This window comes from Vallitalea sp. (genome assembly GCF_025211055.1).
GTDB lineage: Bacteria > Bacillota > Clostridia > Lachnospirales > Vallitaleaceae > Vallitalea.
In genome coordinates this window covers 60,222-78,227 of sequence record NZ_JAOARO010000038.1, presented here as the reverse complement: position 1 = coordinate 78,227, position 18,006 = coordinate 60,222, and the positions used below count along the sequence as shown (strand labels likewise).

Annotated in this window: 19 protein-coding genes and 2 other annotated features; of the genes, 5 read left to right on the top strand and 14 right to left on the bottom strand. The window is 30.3% G+C overall.

The annotated features are described in order from the left end of the window. The first annotated feature begins 130 nt into the window (after window positions 1-130). The 4 genes from N4A55_RS05380 to N4A55_RS05365 all read left to right on the top strand — a co-directional run bounded on the left by N4A55_RS05380 (window position 131) and on the right by N4A55_RS05365 (window position 1,803). A complete protein-coding gene (locus tag N4A55_RS05380; RefSeq protein WP_293754478.1) occupies window positions 131-274 on the top strand; it encodes a hypothetical protein in 144 nt (47 codons plus the stop codon). A 187-nt stretch (window positions 275-461) separates the two neighbouring features. Beyond that, window positions 462-938: a hypothetical protein gene (locus N4A55_RS05375; RefSeq protein WP_293754477.1), complete on the top strand. Its 477-nt coding sequence runs from the start codon at window positions 462-464 to the stop codon at window positions 936-938. A 98-nt stretch (window positions 939-1,036) separates the two neighbouring features. Beyond that, window positions 1,037-1,417 (top strand): hypothetical protein, encoded by a 381-nt coding sequence (locus N4A55_RS05370; RefSeq protein ID WP_293754476.1) that lies wholly within the window; start codon window positions 1,037-1,039, stop codon window positions 1,415-1,417. Next, window positions 1,384-1,803 carry a M23 family metallopeptidase gene (locus N4A55_RS05365; protein WP_293754475.1) on the top strand — a complete coding sequence of 140 codons (420 nt, stop codon included), beginning with the start codon at window positions 1,384-1,386 and terminating at the stop codon, window positions 1,801-1,803. The genes N4A55_RS05370 and N4A55_RS05365 overlap by 34 nt, the downstream gene beginning before the upstream one ends. Window positions 1,804-1,832: 29 nt before the next feature. Here the strand turns inward: N4A55_RS05365 and N4A55_RS05360 are convergent, their stop codons facing one another. The 6 genes from N4A55_RS05360 to infC form a co-directional block, all read right to left on the bottom strand. Then, the gene (locus tag N4A55_RS05360) at window positions 1,833-3,095 is read right to left on the bottom strand and encodes a hypothetical protein (protein ID WP_293754474.1); all 1,263 of its coding nucleotides are present in this window, start codon (window positions 3,093-3,095) and stop codon (window positions 1,833-1,835) included. Between the two features lie 676 nt (window positions 3,096-3,771). After that, the gene (locus N4A55_RS17015) at window positions 3,772-3,981 is read right to left on the bottom strand and encodes a transposase (RefSeq protein WP_443083814.1); all 210 of its coding nucleotides are present in this window, start codon (window positions 3,979-3,981) and stop codon (window positions 3,772-3,774) included. Between the two features lie 366 nt (window positions 3,982-4,347). Further along, the gene (locus tag N4A55_RS05355) at window positions 4,348-5,544 is read right to left on the bottom strand and encodes a M15 family metallopeptidase (RefSeq protein ID WP_293754473.1); all 1,197 of its coding nucleotides are present in this window, start codon (window positions 5,542-5,544) and stop codon (window positions 4,348-4,350) included. A gap of 317 nt (window positions 5,545-5,861) precedes the next feature. Then, window positions 5,862-6,218: a 50S ribosomal protein L20 gene (gene rplT, locus N4A55_RS05350; protein WP_113673857.1), complete on the bottom strand. Its 357-nt coding sequence runs from the start codon at window positions 6,216-6,218 to the stop codon at window positions 5,862-5,864. A gap of 29 nt (window positions 6,219-6,247) precedes the next feature. Next, complete coding sequence (gene rpmI, locus N4A55_RS05345) at window positions 6,248-6,445, bottom strand: 50S ribosomal protein L35 (RefSeq protein WP_113673856.1); 198 nt, start codon at window positions 6,443-6,445, stop codon at window positions 6,248-6,250. A 27-nt stretch (window positions 6,446-6,472) separates the two neighbouring features. Continuing rightward, the gene (infC, locus tag N4A55_RS05340; RefSeq protein ID WP_293754472.1) at window positions 6,473-6,967 is read right to left on the bottom strand and encodes a translation initiation factor IF-3; all 495 of its coding nucleotides are present in this window, start codon (window positions 6,965-6,967) and stop codon (window positions 6,473-6,475) included. A gap of 59 nt (window positions 6,968-7,026) precedes the next feature. Next, window positions 7,027-7,162: a sequence feature (ribosomal protein L20 leader region), on the bottom strand. 346 nt (window positions 7,163-7,508) lie between these two features. Here infC and N4A55_RS05335 point away from each other — a divergent pair. Then, window positions 7,509-9,212, top strand: coding sequence for a methyl-accepting chemotaxis protein (locus N4A55_RS05335; RefSeq protein ID WP_293754471.1), 1,704 nt, complete (start codon window positions 7,509-7,511; stop codon window positions 9,210-9,212). Window positions 9,213-9,337: 125 nt separating this feature from the next. Here the strand turns inward: N4A55_RS05335 and thrS are convergent, their stop codons facing one another. The 8 genes from thrS to N4A55_RS05295 all read right to left on the bottom strand — a co-directional run bounded on the left by thrS (window position 9,338) and on the right by N4A55_RS05295 (window position 17,927). Continuing rightward, on the bottom strand, window positions 9,338-11,260 hold the full coding sequence (thrS, locus tag N4A55_RS05330) for a threonine--tRNA ligase (RefSeq protein ID WP_293754470.1): 1,923 nt from the start codon (window positions 11,258-11,260) through the stop codon (window positions 9,338-9,340). 14 nt (window positions 11,261-11,274) lie between these two features. Beyond that, window positions 11,275-11,679, bottom strand: a complete 405-nt coding sequence (locus N4A55_RS05325) for a bacteriohemerythrin (protein ID WP_293754469.1) — start codon at window positions 11,677-11,679, stop codon at window positions 11,275-11,277. Window positions 11,680-11,776: 97 nt separating this feature from the next. Then, window positions 11,777-11,978: a binding site (T-box leader), on the bottom strand. 95 nt (window positions 11,979-12,073) lie between these two features. Beyond that, window positions 12,074-12,823 (bottom strand): YdcF family protein, encoded by a 750-nt coding sequence (locus N4A55_RS05320; protein ID WP_293754468.1) that lies wholly within the window; start codon window positions 12,821-12,823, stop codon window positions 12,074-12,076. A gap of 246 nt (window positions 12,824-13,069) precedes the next feature. Beyond that, a complete protein-coding gene (hslO, locus tag N4A55_RS05315; RefSeq protein WP_293754467.1) occupies window positions 13,070-13,954 on the bottom strand; it encodes an Hsp33 family molecular chaperone HslO in 885 nt (294 codons plus the stop codon). A gap of 13 nt (window positions 13,955-13,967) precedes the next feature. Further along, window positions 13,968-14,726 (bottom strand): class I SAM-dependent DNA methyltransferase, encoded by a 759-nt coding sequence (locus N4A55_RS05310; protein ID WP_293754466.1) that lies wholly within the window; start codon window positions 14,724-14,726, stop codon window positions 13,968-13,970. A 373-nt stretch (window positions 14,727-15,099) separates the two neighbouring features. Beyond that, the gene (locus N4A55_RS05305) at window positions 15,100-15,972 is read right to left on the bottom strand and encodes a sugar phosphate isomerase/epimerase family protein (protein ID WP_293754465.1); all 873 of its coding nucleotides are present in this window, start codon (window positions 15,970-15,972) and stop codon (window positions 15,100-15,102) included. A gap of 9 nt (window positions 15,973-15,981) precedes the next feature. Further along, the gene (locus tag N4A55_RS05300) at window positions 15,982-16,842 is read right to left on the bottom strand and encodes a sugar phosphate isomerase/epimerase family protein (RefSeq protein ID WP_293754464.1); all 861 of its coding nucleotides are present in this window, start codon (window positions 16,840-16,842) and stop codon (window positions 15,982-15,984) included. Window positions 16,843-16,862: 20 nt separating this feature from the next. After that, window positions 16,863-17,927 carry a Gfo/Idh/MocA family protein gene (locus N4A55_RS05295; RefSeq protein WP_293754463.1) on the bottom strand — a complete coding sequence of 355 codons (1,065 nt, stop codon included), beginning with the start codon at window positions 17,925-17,927 and terminating at the stop codon, window positions 16,863-16,865. Window positions 17,928-18,006: the final 79 nt, after the last annotated feature.

Here is an 18,006-nt window from a genome sequence, read left to right as displayed (position 1 = left end):
ACTCTTGGAATAGTTTAAACATATGCTCCCAATCAACTTCTACATATCTTGTTGCCATAGGCAATACCTCCTAAATATTTATATTTGGAAGTATATCTCTATTTACAGAGGATAGCTAGGCGGCAGTCATTTGACGCTTACTATTATTCTGTATAAAATAAGAGGTTATTCGGACGTACAAATTGCATTGAAATTAAAGACATCAAGGCAAACTATATCAAAACATAAAAAAAGAGGAAAAAAATTAATTAAGGATTATATGAAAAAAGATTAATTAATGTCGTGGTAATGTCGTGAAAGACTATGATAACATATTATCAAGTCAATCAACCTAGGTAATTAATAAGGCTTTGAAATAATAGAGATGAAATAGAGTTTACATTTTAATATCAAAACTTCTCTATTATTAATATAAGGATTTCGCGAATACTTATACTAAAAAAATAAAAGGAGAGATATAAATGTCAAAAGATTTTTTTAATCCAACAAGAATTAGACTTAATCAAGATTATTCAGGAACTGCAACTTCAGGTGATCAGTGGTTTGATATCGTATTCAATCAAACTTGTAAAGTGGTTTTTGAAGTTCGCCCATCAAGTAACTTAGATGTCAATTTTTCTGCATGGAATGGAGATGAAATGACAGCTATAGAAGTTAAAAATAATAATGGAAGTGGAATCGCCGAAAAGATAGAAATAAATGTTAGTGCTGGACAGAGGATAAAGCTTGATGTACAACATCAATCTGGATCAGGTTCTTTTGTACTTTCATGTAAAATAAAATCAGGAGGTACAGTTACGCCAAATGCAAAAGAAATAATAGATGACTACGATAATCCACCAGTAAACATTAGTCAAGGACAAGAAGACTGGTATTATGTACGATTTAACAAAGATGGTAAAGCTAATTTTTATGTTGAGCCATTAAAAGTACATTAGATGTTGATATCACAGTATATAAAGGCAGTACTAGTGGAGAGGTAGTTGGTCAATCAGCAAGAGGTGCAGGTCAATGGGATTTAGTTGAGAAAAAACCTGTGCAGGCAGGAATTAGATATTATATTAAAATTAAAGGGTATTCTGGTGAAGGTCAATATAATGTTAGATGTAAGAATTATACTCTCACTAATAAAATTAAAAAAGTTGGCTTGCAGACAATGAAATTGAATTTATTAAAGGATGATTCAAGCAAAACGTCTTCAATTAATACACTAAAAGTACATCATCCAGATGATTATGAGGGAAAGGTTTATAGGTATTTTCATGAAAATCTTAATAATAATCAACTATTGAGTGATGAACAATTTAATTGTTTGAAAGAATTAAAAAAGAAATTATTTGGTGGTGATTATGGAAAAATATCAGCTTATTTGGGGAATATTATTTGCCTAACAAAGGGTATACTAGGAATGACATAGAAAATGGTGAGGGATATTTCCAAGGCTTACATGAAGGATTTGATATGAGTTATTCTCATAAATGTAAATTTTATGCATTTGGTAAAGGTAAAGTTATTGCAAAACCTGCAAATAATTGGGCTAATACAATATCAATAGTTTATGATAAATTACCAGGTTATAGAGTTACATATTTACATGCATATGAACTTTATGTAAATAAAGATTCTGAAGTTGATGAAAACACTTGTATTGGATTACAAGGTAACAAGGGTGTAGGAAGTTCTCATATCCATTGGGAAATTAGAAAAATGGGAATAGGTAGTAATGGTGCTGCAGCAAGTTCATTAAGTAATAGTACTGTCGATAATAATATAACATCATCATTACTAAAAAAATTACTTTAGTATTAATAGGGGCATTTTAGCTAATGCCCCTATTCAATTATTTCGTTTTGTAAAACCGTAGATAATTTTTCATTTGTATACTTTAATATTTGAGATGTGGAATTCATAAGAATATCTTCATGTTTCTTGAAAATTAATTCATTAGTCCCATCATTATCAATATCCAATGTTGCTATAATATTGGAAGATGGAAAAATAGTGTTTAAGTAACTTACCATTCCATTTTCATAATAAGGTAAGTATGTTGATTCTACAGCAATTATCTGGTGGTCATTGTCATAAAGTACAAACACATTATTTTGTGGTTGTAAAGAACCTAAATCGTTATTAGAGTTAATAAGGTTATTTATTTCTTTCTCAGATAAATTTTTAAATTGAAAGTCATATAGTTGTTGATAACGTTCATCTAGGATAAAAACATTATTTTCTTTTACTAATATAGTTATATCATAAGCACATACATTTTTGAGATCAGGTACAGCAGAAAAAGGTGAAATACTATTAATATATGGATTGTAGTTATATTTTTTCATCATTTCATCAAATGAATCATAAAAATTTGTAGCTTGTACAATATATTCATCAGTGGCATCATTATTTATATCAATTGGAATTAACTTTTTTATAATAGCAGGCACATTTATAAAGCTGTTTTTTATTAATAATTGTTTGATAATTGTAGTGTACTCTTCAATATTATAATTATAGTTATCTTTGTTAACTGAAACTTGTCTTTCAATATTATAATTAGATATCGCAAAATATGGTTGAGATAAATCAAAATTTGTATTGTTAGCAATCATGTTAATATAAATTATATCATTACTAATTGCTCTGTCATATGTTATGGATGCATTTGTATACATATTATTATTTTGAAAGATAGTAAATTTAGTATTTTCAAAGAGCTTATTATTAATTTCTGATTCAGTTAAATTCGTATACTTGCCATTCTTATATAACCCAAGTAGTGCATTATTAAGAATTAAAAAATGAGTTTGAGTATCATTTTGTTTATTAAAATCCGCTAATAAATCAGCATAGTAAAAATTATAATTCGGTTTAGTATATTCTTGTTTTATTACATTTGGTTTAGATGGCTGATTATCAGTAACATCTTCTATTTTAGGGTTATCTTCATTGGTATTCTTATTATTTGCTTTTTGATTTATAACTTTGTCAGTATTTACATCAACTACTTTTTTATTATTTGTACAACCTGAACATAATAAAAAAGACAGTAATGAAATAAATACTAATAATATTATTTTGTTACTATTATTTCTAATCATTCTAAAACTCCTTTATTGTTCTATATTTTTATAAATTATAGTTTACAACATTTTAAATATTATGTAAATAATAAAATGTTATCATAGTAATTTAGTATCAATTAAGTAGTCTATATCAAAGCTTATCTTAATGGTAAATAATATAAATATTTTAGATATAACACATCTTTCTAAATCCATTCTTTTTATCCAATAAAAAGGTACACATACAATAAATGGGTGTGCCATTATATACAGTAACCTTTTTGTAGGTTTCTGTGGTAAAATATTCCTATCAGCTGTAACAAATAGTCCGGACTATAAAAAATACAAGGACAGCCTTCATCTTACGACCATAAATCGGGATATGTGTTATTGTAATATGCTCCTACAGAGACAGGACTGAACAATGCCAAGTCTCTAATATAACAGTGGGAGGTCGGCAACCTTGTATTATAAATATTATTATATACAATATGGTTACTATTGTTATAATATACACACAAAGTATACTATCGGTTAGGGTGTTGTAAGGATGGGTTCTATTAGATGTAAATGAGTTGAATCCAAATGAACTAGTGGTATCACATGGATTTCAAGCCCAATAACAAATTAAATAAACTATGATGATATAAAGGCATCACAATAAAACCTAACTAAGTAGGTTTTGAAAATGGCAAAATATTAATTATTTATACTATTTCATTATGTATATCGATAAGTTATAAGCAATTATGCTTAACGTAATGTAAGCAAAAATAGAAGACAGTTTAAATTGCGTTAGGGCATTCAATCCAAAGGATTCCTTTAATTCGCTGAATATCTGTTCAATGATAACACGTTTATTATAAGCTTTCTTCCAGTTTGGAGAAGTTTTAGGTAGCTCCATAGTACCGTTTTTCCTTATATCACTCTTTTCTTAAATAAACTAATAATTTCTTTCCACTCTTTATCAGTTTTAATATCTGACATTAAAACACCTCCATGAATTGGATTATATCATGGAGATACTAATAATTGAATGTGTGGTGGGTTTGTCGCTTACGAAGTATATCTCTATTTACAGAGGATAGCTAGGCGGCAGTCATTTGACGCTTACATAGAAACCTCCTTAAAATACGTATATTTAAGAGGCTTCGCCACATTTTTCTGATGATTTGTCAAGTATTTTTTTAAAAATTATTGCCGAAAAAAAGAGCCTTGTTCTATTTTAAGAACAGAACTCTTTATGCTTTTCTTAACTAAATGACATCGCCAATCTTAGGGGTTTTTCTTATAACATATATTGTTCGAAGTATTCTTCATAAGTAAGACCTTTTTCGTAAACATCTTTTGCAAGGTCTTCACCTAGATAACGAATATGCCATGGTTCATATTGATATCCTGTTATGTCTTCTTTTCCTAATTCATAACGAATAATAAAACCGAATTTATGAGCATTTTCTGCTAACCATTTTCCTTCTTTTAATTCTCCAAGTTTTTCTTGTAGTTTATAGTTAACTCCTGCACATGATACATCAATAGCTAAACCAGTTTGATGCTCGCTTTGTCCAGGTTTTGCACTTACTTTGTTAGCAGCTTCATATCCTCTTTTCTTCACGTTATAATTAAAGATTGTTTCTTGTCTCTTATAAGAACGATATCCAGAAACTCCTACAATCTCTATACCTTCTTCTTTTGCTTGGGCTACAAGTCTTTCCAATGCATGTGCAGCTTCTTCTCTCAAATATCTTTTAGGGTCTTCATGAGTAAATGAGAACTTTATATCTGGTTGAATTAAATCATCAGGCACATAATCACTTGGTAGGTTTCTTTGTTTATTAACCAATACGTGAATATCTTTTTGATTTGTTATCACTTGTTTTCCATCTTCATCAATCATTACTGTATCATCATTACTGTTGTAATTATTATTTTGTTTTGATTCATTGTTTTCTTGCTTAGGTTCTTCCTTTGGTTCTTCTTTTGGCTCTTCCTTAGGTTCTTCTTTTTCAGGCTCTTCTTTTTTTAGTTCTTCAGTTGCTTCAACTTTTACATTAATTGTAGCTGATATATTTTCATATACATATGTTATTGTTACTTCATCATCTGCTTCTGCCCTGTCTAAAACAACTATTTCTCCATCTATAATAGATATCTTCTCTTCATTATCTGAATGTCTTAATAACTTACTATCATTAGTCAAATCTATTAAGCTTCCGTCTGCTAATAATCCTTTAACTTCAACATTATATTTATCACCAATTTTTAATGATAAATTCTCTTCTGAAATTCGTAATTCTTTTACGCTATTATCTTCTTCTTTGGAGTCATTTTCTTGTTCATTATTATCTTTTTTAGTTTTAATTGAATTTCCCGTTGCAGTTACTTCGTTTGTATTTTTTCTATCTTTTATAAACCCTATTGCTAAAACAAATACCAAACACAAAGCCCCTATAATCAAAACTATTTTACCAATTTTTTTATACATCCTCTCACCTCTTGAGTTTTAATCTAAACATTATTTTAACATAGGGGATATTTTATTACAACATATTGTGACAAAATGATAAATATAGTTACTGAATTACTTAAAAACTAAGCTTTTCTATAATTATAATTATACTATAATCAGTCTTTATATTTGTTTTTTTACAAAACACTACTTTTTCAACTATTACTAATATCACTTAATATTATTGCTGACAAAATAATAGATATGTGTAATGTATTATTTATAAAAAACCATATTATTTTATGGAATATAAAAAACCCTCTATATATTAGAGAGTTTTAATATAGCATTTATTATTGAATTTTTGATTTTGCAGTTTCTACTAAGCTTGCGAAACCTTCAGAATCGTTAACTGCCATTTCAGCTAACATTTTTCTGTTAACATTAACATCTGCTAACTTAAGACCATACATGAATTTGCTATATGATAATCCGTGAACTCTAGTTGCAGCATTAATTCTTGCAATCCAAAGTCTTCTAAAATCTCTTTTCTTAAGTTTTCTTCCTGTATATGAATAAACACCTGATTTCATTACCGCTTGTTTAGCAGTTCTGAATTGTTTAGATTTTGCTCCTCTATATCCTTTAGCTAACTTTAATACTCTTTTACGTCTCTTACGTGTGTGTAAAGCACCCTTGATTCTTGCCATGATTTTTCCCTCCTGTTCGGTTTATATATTTAAACGTATGGTAATAACTTCTTCATTACTTTTTCGTTAGACTTATCCATCATTGTAGCATGTCTAAGAGTTCTCTTTTTCTTAGCTGTTTTCTTAGTTAGAATATGTCTTTTAAATGCTTTATTTCTTTTTAATTTACCTGTTCCTGTTTTCTTAAAACGCTTAGCAGCGCCACGATGTGTTTTCATTTTAGGCATAATAATTTCCTCCTTATAATACCGTATTTATCTTTTCTTCGCCATAAACATTACCATGCTTCTACCTTCCATTTTTGGATACTTCTCAATATCCGCAATGTCTACTAGACTTTCTGCAAACTTAAGTAAGATTTCTCTACCTATTGCAGTATGAGCTAATTCTCTACCTCTAAAACGTACGGAAACTTTTACTTTATCTCCATTATTCAAGAATTTCTTTGCATGTTTCATCTTAGTATTAATATCGTGTTGTTCGATATTAGGAGATAAACGAACTTCTTTTACACTGATGATGTTCTGTTTCTTCTTAGCTTCCTTCTCACGTTTAGCTTGTTCATATCTAAATTTTCCATAATCAATTATTTTACATACTGGTGGCTTTGCCTTTGGGGAAATCTTAACTAAATCTAAATTTCTTTCTCTAGCAAGCCTTTGAGCATCTCTTGCAGACATAATACCCAGTTGGTTACCTTGATCATCGATTAAACGTACTTCTCTGTCTCGAATTTGCTCATTAATCATTAATTCGCTAATAGTAGGACACCTCCAAAATTTTTTATTTACAGTTCGCCTTAATCTTTATACAATAAAAAAAGCGCGTATTAAAATACCCACTCATATACATTACATAAACAATGAATTCATCCATCTTTTACGTATTTTACCCTAGTAGCCTTATTACCCTAAGGTGAGAAGTGGATACTTCTACTTATTTTACTTCTTACTAATTATACAGGTTCAATTTATCTCTGTCAATAGTTTTTTATAACTTTTTATAACTTTTTATAATTTATTAATCTATCCCATATAGACAATTTAGCAAAAACTATTATGCATAGTTTAATAAACATACACATTATATAACCAATATCTTTATGTCCAATACCAGATAGGTATTTAAAAAATTGCTATTATGAAATTATATTAAAAAATTTATTTTTATGCAAGAATCATACATTTATCAGTTAAAGTATGGCTTTGTCAAATGGAATGTGATATAATTCTAATAATACTCTATAATGTTTTTAATAATATTCTTAGCTTGAAAGGGGAAAATACTCTAATGAAAAAATTAAGTATAACAACTAGAATTACATTAAGTTTTGTAATGGTAATTATTATATTTGTAGGTCTTAGCATTTATCTAATCCAATCGATGATTGGTATTAAAGATAATTTGGTTAAAATGTACGAACATCCATTTACCGTAAGTAATGAAATAAAAGAGGTAAAGTTAGGTATTGTAAAAATTCACAGAGAGATGAAAGATATTTCTACAGTAACTAATCAAGAAACAATTGATGAATTAGTAGAAAATGTAAATCAGTATGAAGCTGAAGTACTTGCAACTATTGACGTTATTTATGATAGATTCTTAGGTGAGAAAACTATGTTGGATAATGCTAAAAATAGTTTTATTGAATGGAAAGTAATTCGAGATGAAGTCATTGAGTTAACTAGGAATGGTAACTTAGAAAATGCCAGTAGAATAACAAAAGAAAAAGGCGCTGAACATGTAGGTAAGATTATCGATTATGTAAATGAGTTAGATGTATTTGCCTCAAAAAAAGCCATAGAATTTTTTGAAATTTCACAAGCTTCTTCAGATAAAAGTACTTTAATTGGTATAGTTGCAATCGTTATTTCATCTTCGCTAGCAATAATTATGTCGTTTTTACTGATTATTATAATTAAGAGAGGCCTTAAGGAAATTAATGATAGGATGCTTGATCTAGTTGAAGGAGAGGCGGATTTGACAAAACGTATCCAAATTGATAGTAAGAATGAGTTAGGTCAACTTGCATCTAAGGTTAATTTATTTTTAATAAAGACACAAAACTTAGTTATATCTATTAAATTAAATGTAGAACAATTGTCAAATGCTTCAAGTGAGATTAAAGATGTCATGGTAACATCCAATCAAAGTATGGGTGAATTAGCATCTTCATTTGTAGCTGTTGCAGAAAACACGCAAAATAGTGCAAGTTTAACTGAAGAATCAAATGCTGGAATAGAGGAAATCGCTTCAAATTCCGAAGTGATATCGGATCAATCACAAGAGACTGTAGACAATATCAATAAGGTCTTAGATTCTGCTACATATGGAGCCAAGAGAATTGCAAGTGTACTTGAAGCAAGCAAGCAAGTTGAGAAATCTTCTAAAGAAGCATATTCAGTTATTCGTAATCTTGTAGAATCAGTTGGCAAAATAGGAGATATTATAAATATTATTAACGGAATATCTGATCAAACCAATTTACTTGCCCTAAACGCAGCAATAGAAGCAGCTAGAGCAGGGGAAGCAGGAAAAGGGTTTGCAGTTGTAGCCGAAGAGATTAGGAAATTAGCTGAAGAAAGCATACATTCAACAAATGAGATTTCAAATCTACTTGAAATGATTCAACAGAACACTTCTAGTGCAGATGAAAGTGTTAGGAATAGTGAAGAATTATCGATAGAGAATCTGAATCTAGCAAATGAAGTTAGCAAGCAATTTAAGGATATATTAGTATCTATCGAAGAAGTATCTTCAAAAGTAGTTACGATTTCAAATTCTTCAAAAATACAGACAAATATTTCAAATGAGATGTCAACAGCTATTGAAGAACTTGCAAGAGATTCTCAAAGCAATGCAAGTGTTGTTGAAGAAGTAAATGCAGTGATTGAGGAACAGGTAAGCTCTTTTGAAGTTATTAATAGTAAGATGGAAAATCTTGATTATACAGCTCAAGAATTAAAGAATGAAGCGGATAAATTTAAAGTATAAGAATATATACTTTAAAGAAATTTTACCAAGAAACGGGAATACACAAAAATATTTAATTTGCTCCAATATAAAAAGCACATTACTTATAATAAATAAGTACGTGCTTTTTATTATCATAATACTACCTATTTTTCTTCTACTTCTATAATTTCTTTGCTTTCAATTTCTTTTTCAATTCTTACAATGAATTCGTCAAGTGAAATAGCTCCTTCATCACCTTTGGTCCTACTTCTTACTGCTACTTTATTCTCATCTTGTTCTTTTTGACCAACTATTAAAAGATAAGGAACTCTTTCCATTCTTCCTTCTCTGATCTTATATCCTATTTTCTCAGCTCTGTCATCAAATTCTACCTTGATACCTTTTGCCTTTAATCCATCTACAACTTTAGTTGCATAATCATTATATTTATCAGATATTGGTAGAACTTTTACTTGAACTGGTGCAAGCCATGCTGGGAATGCTCCTGCAAAATGCTCGATTAAAATACCAATAAATCTTTCAATACTACCAAATACTACTCTGTGAATCATTACAGGACGATGTTTTTCTCCATCTTTTCCAGTATACTCAAGTTCAAATCTCTCAGGTAATTGGAAATCAAGTTGAATTGTTCCACATTGCCATGTTCTTCCTAGACAATCTTCAAGATGGAAGTCAATCTTAGGACCATAGAATGCACCATCACCTTCATTAACCACATAATCAAGATCATTTTCATCAAGCGCCTGTCGTAATGCATCAGTAGCCATATCCCAATCTTCATCACTACCCATACTGTCTTCTGGTCTAGTAGATAACTCCATATGATATTTGAAACCGAATACTTTGTATACTTCATCTATCAAGTTGATAACTCCAACAATCTCGTCTTTGATCTGTTCAGGTAACATAAAAATATGAGCATCATCTTGTGTAAAGTTTCTAACACGCATGAGTCCATGTAGAGCACCTGACATTTCATGTCTATGAACAAGACCTAATTCACCAACACGAAGTGGTAAATCTCTGTAAGAGTGCATTTTGTTTTTGTATACTAACATACCACCTGGACAGTTCATAGGTTTTACAGCATAATCCAGTTCATCAATAACTGTAGTATACATATTTTCTCTATAATGATCCCAATGTCCAGAACGTAACCATAATTCTTTGTTCAATATGATTGGTGTAGCTATTTCTTGGTAGTTAGCTCTATTATGAACTTCTCTCCAATAGTCGATCAATGTATTTCTAAGCACCATTCCTTTTGGTAAGAAGAATGGGAAACCTGGTCCTTCATCAAACATTGCAAATAATTCAAGCTCTTTTCCTAATTTTCTATGATCTCTTTTCTTGGCTTCTTCTAATTTTTGAATATATGCATCAAGTTCAGCTTTTTTAGCAAAAGATGTTCCATATATTCTTGATAACATCTTATTCTTTTCATCACCACGCCAGTAAGCTCCTGCTACAGATAATAATTTAAAAGCTTTTACTGGTTTAGTAGTCATAAGGTGAGGTCCTGCACATAGATCAACGAATTCCCCTTGCTCATAGAATGAAATTACCTCATCCTTACCCAAATCTTCAATAAGTTCAACTTTGTAGTCTTCACCTTTTTCTTTCATAAAATTGATAGCTTCGTCTCTAGGTAATTCGAATCTCTTGATTGGAAGATTTTCTTTTACGATTTTCTTCATTTCTTTTTCAATTGCTTCTAAGTCTTCATTAGCAAAAGGTGTTTCCTTATCAAAATCATAGTAGTATCCATTCTCTATTGATGGACCTATTGCTAATTTTACTTCTGGAAAAAGTCTCTTAACCGCTTGTGATAGGATATGAGCTGTTGTATGTCTAAAAGCACCTTTACCTGAATCATCATTGAATGTAAGGATGTTAAGTGTTACATCTTTATCAACTACATGTCTAAGATCAACAACCTCTCCATCCACTTCTCCTGCACATGCCATTCTTGCAAGTCCTGCACTAATATCATTAGCTATATCAATAACTGACATGCTACTTTCATATTCTTTTTTTGAACCATCTTTTAAAGTAATAATCATAATTTTTCTCCTCTCTAACTTACCTTAACATATTTTGAGTCTACATCAATAATATGATGTACTATCCAATCCACTAAAAAAGTAAGCATATTATTAATGTTTTCATATTGATTTTCATCAAAATCAGTTTCTTGGAATTTCTCTAATTTCTTTACAAACATTTTGTGTTCAACTTGGTGCACTAAGAATTCATCATTGTCAAAATTTTTTTTCTGCATATATATTTCTTCATAATCAAAATGGTAAATGGTATAGTTTACTAATTCATTCAATATACTCATAAAATCATCATAACAATCTATACCTTCACCAATGTCCTTCGTCAATTCACCAACTCTTGCAGCAATCTCAAATAAATGCTTATGTTGATTATCAATTTCTTCAATTCCTAGATTATATTCTTCTTTCCATTCTAGCATTAATAACACCTCCATTTTTTTTATTATGTCAAAAATAAAACCGAGCTGTCTTAGTATTATGGCATAAAAAACTCGTCTTCTTACTACGAGTACCGTAGTAAGGGACGAGATTATATACAATTCCCGCGGTTCCACCCTTATTGTTTCAAGAAACCACTCAATAAGATTATAACGTAATCAACGGACTTTATTAGAGCCACTCAGAGGTAGTCTTCAAATGCTTCCATATGAAAGTCTCTCAGCAACCAACTTTCTCTCTGTTTATTTTCACATTCTACTGGTCTCTTCACAGTGTTTAACTTATCTAATGATATAATTATAACATTAGCTATTAGTTTGTCAATATAAAAAATTATATATAATTTATAATTACTATATTTGGAAATATTCCTAATTAAAATATCGTATCTTTTAGTACCGCAAAGAACTCTCTAACATAATAGTGTACAATCAATGGTGGATGTGTTCTTGATGGTATTCCCTGAATATCCTGACAATATTTTTCAGCAATCTTCTTAGCTCTATACACATGAAAATCACTTGTTATTATTGTTACAGAAGGTTTCTTATCATACACATTTATTAATTCAAAACTGTTTGTAATGTTCTCCTGCGTACTAGTTGATTTATTTTCCATAATCAATCTATCTTCATTGATACCTTTATGAAGTAGGTATATCTTCATAGCTTCCGCTTCTGATATATCTTCTCCTGATCCCTTCCCACCAGATAAGATTGCCTTACTTTCTGTATTATCTATAAGATATTTATATGCTATCTCAAGTCTATGTGACAATGTTAATGAAATAGTAGTTCCCTTAACTCTTGCACCAAGAATAATAACATAATCCGTTGAATCATAACTATCGTGTTTGATACTATTTTTTATTATAAAAGATTGGACAACAATAAAAATCATTATAACAATAATTATCATTAAGAATACTACGTACCTAATTAACTTTGGTACATGCTCTTTGACACCCTCATAATTTCTAAATATAAAAAGCATACAAAAAGCCATTACACTTAGTAAAATCCAAAAAAATGAAAATCCTGCGCCTGCATTCAAGATTGTTAGAAATAAGAAGTATAAGATACTAAAACATCCTATTACAATCGATAGTATAACTAATAATCCCATTATATTCTCCCATCCTAGATGTTCAATTAGACATTTATATGCTTAAAATGTTTGATTAACCATCTTTAATTAATTACTCAACTTTCCCACTTCAATATTCTATGTAGGTAATCTAATTAAAAGGCTTTGCAGAATAAAAATATAGGTGTTTCATCTATCTTTTTATTCTGCAAACATAACCTATAACCCTTAATTTATCTGCATTAAATTAAAGGTGGGAAAGTTGAGTTAATTATTTATCCTCTTTTACTCCCCTTGTGCATATGAAATTATTTCCTGTAACTCATCAACAGTAAAATAATATTTTTTATTACAGAAATGACAATTCAACTCTATAGTTTTACCCTCATCTATCATTTCCTTAATATCTTTCTTTCCAATACTAATAATTGCTTTCTCAACTCTTTTCTTTGTACAGTTACATTGGAACTTAGTTGGTACTTTCTCTAATATCTGAGGTTCCATACCTTCTAGTAACATATAAAGTACTTCTTCAGGGGTTTTTCCCTCACTCATAAGATTAGTAATAGATGGTAATACCTTCAATCTCCCTTCTAGCATGTTTATTACTTCTTCATCTGCATCTGGAAGCAATTGGATGATAAATCCTCCACTATGCTTAATTGAATAATCTCTATCTACTAATACCCCAAGCCCAACAGCTGAAGGTACTTGTTCAGAAGTTGCGAAGTAATAAGTCAAGTCTTCTGCAATTTCTCCTGATACAAGATGTGTTTGTCCAACATATGGATCTTTTAATCCAATATCTTTTATAATATTCATAATACCGTTTCCAAGTCCTCCTGATACATCTAGCTTACCATTTTCCTTAAGCGGTAAATCAACTATAGGTACATACGGATACCCTTTTACGTTAGCTTTGGCATCAGCTGTTACTACTAAGCCTTTTATTGGACCATCTCCACGGATTTGAAGAGTAATAAGGTCTTTTTCATTTTTTAACATACTTCCCATCATTGAAGCGGCTGTCATCAATCTTCCTAATGCAGCAGAAACAACTGGTGATGTATTATGTTTTTCTCTAGCTTCATCAACCATATTTGTAGTTGTCGCTGCAAATGCTCTTATCTGATTATTACAAGCTGTGGCTCTAACAATATAATCTTTCATAATAAGCTCCTTTTTATTGTTTTCCTTTTTCTCTAGCTATAAAATATACTCTTTCACTAGTCTCAGTAGGTGATTCAAAAGAAAATGCTTCAAAGCAATCTATATATTCTAGTCCCGCTTCTATTATTAACTGTTTGATTCTATTTAAATCATACATTTTTTGATAGTGGGTTTCAGTATATCTACGGTAAAGATTATTTTCTTCTTCTATAAATAAAGTCAAATCATATTCATTGATTTTTTCTTCTTCATAGTAATAATTATCCCAAATGTAAGCACTATCTTCGTTTGTTTCAGAAAAAGTGTTATCACTTAAAATATTATTGTACTTATAGTAAGTGTTCAAATCAAATATAAACAAGCCTCGTGGATCTAAATAATTATTTACTAGCTTAAAAACTTGTAATAAATCATCTTCATCCAAAATGTAATTAATACTATCACAGATACTTACTATACAATCTACTGTACCATATAACTCAAATTCTCTCATATCCTGTAATAGATATAATATATCTCTATTATTAATCCTCGCCTTCTCTTTCGCAACGAATAACATATCACTAGAATTATCCACACCTATCAAATCTATACCCTTATCAGCTAATAACTCCGTAATATTACCTGTACCACATCCCAAATCCAACATTAATTTTGGCTTTTTATAATAGTATTTATCAATAATACTCAATATATAATCCACCCATTCCTCATAGGGTACATTATTCATAAACTTATCATAAACCATTGCAAATGAATTATAACTAGACATTTTAGCACCTTCCCATTGAAGATAATTTCTTTTCATGCTTTTTTCATTATAATTAACGTATCATAATAAGTCAAGATTGATTAACTTTGTTTTTTCCTTATTATATTTAATTTCGATTTTCTATAAATAAATCCAAAATAGCCAACAGTTATGTACTTAGAAGAAAAAGGGTTGGACGAGTAAGTAGCTGGCGTAACATATACATATACTATTTTGCAAAAACCAAGTCAGAACAAAACTCTTTTTCTGACATACTTGCGATACATTTCAAATAAAAATGTAATTAGAAATTGCCAAAGAAAAAACCAGCAAGAATCGATTAACTTGCTGATTTTTATACACCTAAATATCACTTTAAATTAATATCTATAAACTAAGCCATTTCAATATATTGACGTAAATTCTCCAATCCTACTTCAATACCTGTTAAAGGATCTTCAAGCCCTTCAAATTCAATGGATAGAACCCCATCATAATTATATTTTTTCATTATCCTAAGACACTGTAATATAGGTACATTCCCATGACCTATAATTGAACCTCTTAAATAATTACCACCTCTTGATTGAAACCATCCTCTACCAGGATCAGGCAACATACCTGATTTGATATGAAAATCTTTTGCATGTACATGGAAAGCATATGGCATAAGTACACCTAAAGCCTTCTCAGGCTGTTCATCAACACAAACGAAATTCCCCATATCAATAAGAACTCCAAAATTAGGGTGATTAACTCCGTTTACCAATTTCTCTACACGAGAACTGTCTTGACAAAAGAATCCATGATTCTCAACCATTGTTTTTATGCCATATTTCATAGCATATTCAGTCACTTCTCTGTAGCCTCTGATTAATATTGGAAGAGCATGTTCAAAAGACCTTTGCCCTATATAATCGTCTGTAAACCCTATCGTAGCATCATGTCTCATTGACTTTGCATCAAGTATATTTGCAATGTCAACTTCTCTTTTTACCCTTTCAATCTCTGCTTCCAAATCACCATTACTACCATTGATGAAATCTGAACTTATAGTATAACTCTCAATATCTATACCAACCTTTTTACTTTCTTCATAAGCACGTTTAGCGAATGATTCATCAGTTTCACCATCTTCAAGAATGAAATTAATGAATTCCACTGCATCAAAACCCATTTCTTTAGCTTTCCTGATTACATCAATCTGTTTCATTTTTCCTTCTTGTACTAACCTTAAAAAGCTATAAGAACTAACTCCAAGTTTCATATAATCATCCTAACCTATTATTTTTTGTAAAAATTCTACTGCTTCACGTATATCTTTCTCTGGATTTGCACCAACTTCTCTTTCAATGGTCAAGAATCCATTATATCCTATATCCCATAAAGCTTTGATATACTTATCAAAATCTACGTTTCCACTTCCTAATGGTTTTTCTAAGAAATAATCATCACAATGAAATCCTTCTGGAATACCTTTAGCAAAACAATCATATATGTATTCTGGATTGGATTCTTTTACCATAATACCATCTTTTGCATGAGTATGAACAATATAATCCTTTAATGTATATACTCCTTGTACAGGGTCATCACCTGTAACCATTACTAGATTAGCTGGGTCATAATTTACTCTTACCCCTCTGCTATCTAAGCTATCTAGAAAGTTCTTAAGAGTCATTGCTCTCTCTGGTCCAGTTTCTATTGCAAAATACGCCCCTACCTGATCTCCATAATTTCCTAACTCTTCACAGGCTTCCTGCATAATCTTGAATCTATCATGATTCATATCCTCTGGAACTACACCTATATGTGTTGTAACAATATCTGTTTCAAGATCTTTTGCTAAATCCATTATTCTCTTGGACATTTCTATCTTTTTCTTATTATCCTCTTTTATAGTAAAACCATGTCCGCCTAAATCTCCACATAAAGCAGAAACAGTAAGTCCATTGGATTTTATATAATCAAGTAATTCTCTTCTAGCTTGTTTGCTAAGATTATCAGGAGACATTTCCCCTTTTACTGAATATATCTGTATTCCACTAGCCCCTACTTCCTTAGCTTTTTTGATACCTTCTTTTACACCGACTCTGAATGAGTCAACAATAACACCTATCTTGTTTTTCTCTGACATACTTATAACCTCCTATTATTTTATAATATTACCTCATGTCCTGACTTGGCAGATTCATAAATGGCATCTAATATTTTCATTATAGCTACACCATCTTCTCCTGGGTTTCTACATTCTGTATTATTAACTATACAATCTATAAAATGTGCTGTTTCCCTCTGGAATATTGCTGAGAACTTATCTTTTTCTTCTTTTACTATTGGTCTTTCTTCAACAAAATAATCGTTATGCTCTTTATATAATTCAAGTTCAGGCTCCATCTTGACTCCAGCCTTATCTCCATATAACATCAAATAATTATTATCTTCTTTTGTATGTAATACCCAGCTTGTTTCGATACTTAGAGTCATACCATTGTCATATTTGATTAATGCTGTTGCTGAATCTTCCACATCACAGAATGGATTATCTTTATCATAGTCTTTTGCATTATATTTGCTCATACCTTTAATATATGGTTTTAGTCCTAGATGTTCAAAAGTAGATGCCATTACTGATACAGCTTTTGGTTTGCCTGTTAGATAACTGATTAAATCAATAACATGAACTCCCAAATCTATTACAGGTCCACCACCAGAACGTTTTTTATCACAGAACCACCCTCCTGGATTTCCCCATTTTCTCATATATCCTGTCTTAGCATAATATACGTTTCCTAACTCATCATTTTCAATTGTTTCTTTTATGTAATTAGCATTCTTCTCAAACCTTCTAACAAAACCAACCATCAATAATTTATTGGTTTCTTTCGAAGTATCAACCATCTTTTGAGCTTCATCAGAATTCATTGCTAAAGGCTTTTCACATAAAACATCTATTCCTGCTTTCATAGCTGCAATACTGATAGGTGCATGAGAATTGTTCCAAGTAGTTACACTGACAGCGTCCAATTCTTCCATCTCCAACATTTCATTATAATCTGTAAAGATGTTTGGTATATCGTGTTTAGTAGCATACTCTTCTGCTTTTTCTTTGTCCAAATCACATACAGCTACTAATTCTACATTTGGAAGTTTTTTGTAACCTTGTACGTGTAATTCACTAATATTCCCTGCTCCTATAATACCCACTTTCACTTTATCCATCTTTCAATCACCTCATAATTATTATTATTTAATCAACTTATCTAGTGTTTACATTTAATATTTTGTAGTTTATTATAGT

What these genes read in the sequence shown, in the direction of transcription:
- N4A55_RS05375 (WP_293754477.1), top strand. Translation starts at nt 462, where the DNA reads ATGTCAAAAGATTTTTTTAATCCAACAAGAATTAGACTTAATCAAGAT.
- N4A55_RS05360 (WP_293754474.1), bottom strand. Translation starts at nt 3,095, where the DNA reads ATGATTAGAAATAATAGTAACAAAATAATATTATTAGTATTTATTTCA.
- N4A55_RS05355 (WP_293754473.1), bottom strand. Translation starts at nt 5,544, where the DNA reads ATGTATAAAAAAATTGGTAAAATAGTTTTGATTATAGGGGCTTTGTGT.
- rplT (WP_113673857.1), bottom strand. Translation starts at nt 6,218, where the DNA reads ATGGCAAGAATCAAGGGTGCTTTACACACACGTAAGAGACGTAAAAGA.
- rpmI (WP_113673856.1), bottom strand. Translation starts at nt 6,445, where the DNA reads ATGCCTAAAATGAAAACACATCGTGGCGCTGCTAAGCGTTTTAAGAAA.
- infC (WP_293754472.1), bottom strand. Translation starts at nt 6,967, where the DNA reads ATGATTAATGAGCAAATTCGAGACAGAGAAGTACGTTTAATCGATGAT.
- N4A55_RS05335 (WP_293754471.1), top strand. Translation starts at nt 7,509, where the DNA reads ATGAAAAAATTAAGTATAACAACTAGAATTACATTAAGTTTTGTAATG.
- thrS (WP_293754470.1), bottom strand. Translation starts at nt 11,260, where the DNA reads ATGATTATTACTTTAAAAGATGGTTCAAAAAAAGAATATGAAAGTAGC.
- N4A55_RS05325 (WP_293754469.1), bottom strand. Translation starts at nt 11,679, where the DNA reads ATGCTAGAATGGAAAGAAGAATATAATCTAGGAATTGAAGAAATTGAT.
- N4A55_RS05320 (WP_293754468.1), bottom strand. Translation starts at nt 12,823, where the DNA reads ATGGGATTATTAGTTATACTATCGATTGTAATAGGATGTTTTAGTATC.
- hslO (WP_293754467.1), bottom strand. Translation starts at nt 13,954, where the DNA reads ATGAAAGATTATATTGTTAGAGCCACAGCTTGTAATAATCAGATAAGA.
- N4A55_RS05310 (WP_293754466.1), bottom strand. Translation starts at nt 14,726, where the DNA reads ATGTCTAGTTATAATTCATTTGCAATGGTTTATGATAAGTTTATGAAT.
- N4A55_RS05305 (WP_293754465.1), bottom strand. Translation starts at nt 15,972, where the DNA reads ATGAAACTTGGAGTTAGTTCTTATAGCTTTTTAAGGTTAGTACAAGAA.
- N4A55_RS05300 (WP_293754464.1), bottom strand. Translation starts at nt 16,842, where the DNA reads ATGTCAGAGAAAAACAAGATAGGTGTTATTGTTGACTCATTCAGAGTC.
- N4A55_RS05295 (WP_293754463.1), bottom strand. Translation starts at nt 17,927, where the DNA reads ATGGATAAAGTGAAAGTGGGTATTATAGGAGCAGGGAATATTAGTGAA.